A 1,674-nucleotide genomic window follows, 5' to 3' on the forward strand; every position below is an offset into this window, starting at 1 on the left:
ATCCTTTCAGGTGCAACGGGTGCGTTCGCCCTGGCCTCGGCGCTGTACCAGCGCACGCATACCGGTGTCGGCCAGTTCGTCGACGTGTCGATGCTGGAGGCGAGCCTGGCCTACCTGACCACCCAGGTGGCCGACTTCACCGTCGCCGGGCACCGGCAGAAGCAGGCGGGCAACCAGGCGGTCAGCCGCAAGGTCACGGCCAATCTGTTCCAGGCGAAGAACAGCTACCTGCTGCTGGCGGTCAATGACGAGAAGCAGTACCGCAGCCTGATGACGGCGATCGGCCGGGCGGACGTGCTGGACGACCCCCGGTTTTCCGACTGGTTCGCCCGCAAGGAGCGGGAAGCGGAACTGCGCGCGATCATCGAGGCGGCATTGGCGGCCGAGGACTCCAAGGTCTGGGAGACGCGGCTGAACGAAGCCGGCGCGCCCTGTGCCAGCATCTGGAAGATCGAGGAAGTGATCGACCATCCCCAGATCGCGGCGCGCGAGGCGTTGCAGACCGTGGAAAGTCCGTGGGGATCGCTGCGGCTGATGGGATCGGGGTTCAAGATGGCCCATGGCGGCGGCCGCCTTGATACGCTGGCGCCCGCGCCGGGCGCCGACACGGATGCGGTGCTGTCCGGCCTGGGCTACGACGAGGCCGCGATCGCCGCGCTGCGGCGGAACGAGGTGATCTAGGGCTCTCTCCCTCGTCACGACCCGGCTTGGCCGGGCCATGACGAGGGAGGGTCATAGCGGCAGGGGCGGGTCGCGCTGGACCCGGAGCACCCCCACCCTCGCGCAGCAGACGTCCGCCGGCTCAGGTGCCGAAACTGATGTCGACCCGCCGCACCGAAACGTTCGGCATGGCCCCAGGATCGATCGTCCCGTTCCCCGTCGTGACGATCCGGTTCGCATTGACGCCCGCATCCGTCAGCGCCTTGGTGACCGCGCCGGCCCGCTGGACCGACAGGCCGTCGACGTCCTTCCCCGGATCGGGCGGCGCGGCGTAGCCGGTGACGAAGACCGGCCGGTTCGGATGCGCCACGGCATAACTCGCGGCGTGCTGCACCGTATCCTGCGCCTGGCCGTCAAGCGCGGCCGAGTAGGGCTGGAAATAGACGCTGTAGCGCGGACGCTCACCGAACAGGGAACAACTGCTCAGCCCCACCAGCAGAGCGATAAAAGCCAAACGCCGCCTCATGAAACCTCCTCGATGCACGCCTGCTGGAGTCGCGGGCAGGCGCCATGATTACGTACATCATGCGGCCGCCCACGCAACGATCGCATCCTCGACCACCATGGCATCAGAATCGCTTGGGCGCGAGCGCCGAAACGATCGTGGCGTCCGGAATGGCCTGCCGGCCCGATACGAGATCGGCGACAAGGCGTCCGGCGGCGGGTGCGGTCTGGATGCCGTACCCGCCCTGTCCGACGCACCAGAAGAATCCCGGCACCGCCTTGTCCCACCCGATCGCCAGGCTGCCGTCGGGCGTGAAGGTGCGCAGGCCCGCCCAGCGATGCTCCACCCGCGTCACCGGGATCGCCAACGCCTGCTGCATGCGGTCGATGCCGATGGCAACGTCGATCTCCTCGGGCTGGACGTCATGCGGATGGCTCGGCGTCGCGTCGGCGGGCGAGACCATCAGCCGCGTGCGCGCTTCCGGCCTGGCGTACCAGAGCTCGTCGACG

Annotated in this window: 3 protein-coding genes; 1 reads left to right on the forward strand and 2 read right to left on the reverse strand. The window is 68.5% G+C overall.

Features of this window, described 5'->3' with window-relative positions:
- Positions 1–681, forward strand: a 681-nt coding sequence (locus VHB27_RS06365) for a CoA transferase (RefSeq protein ID WP_325598365.1), incomplete at its 5' end; no start/stop codon positions are given.
- A 121-nt stretch (positions 682–802) separates the two neighbouring features.
- On the opposite strand, the gene VHB27_RS06370 is transcribed toward VHB27_RS06365, so the two are convergent.
- Positions 803–1,174 (reverse strand): OmpA family protein, encoded by a 372-nt coding sequence (locus tag VHB27_RS06370; protein ID WP_325598367.1) that lies wholly within the window; start codon positions 1,172–1,174, stop codon positions 803–805.
- A gap of 115 nt (positions 1,175–1,289) precedes the next feature.
- A partial coding sequence (locus VHB27_RS06375) for an NAD(P)/FAD-dependent oxidoreductase (protein WP_325598369.1) occupies positions 1,290–1,674 on the reverse strand: 385 nt, incomplete at its 5' end.

The organism is Rhodopila sp. (genome assembly GCF_035548235.1).
In the GTDB taxonomy this organism is placed as follows: domain Bacteria; phylum Pseudomonadota; class Alphaproteobacteria; order Acetobacterales; family Acetobacteraceae; genus Rhodopila.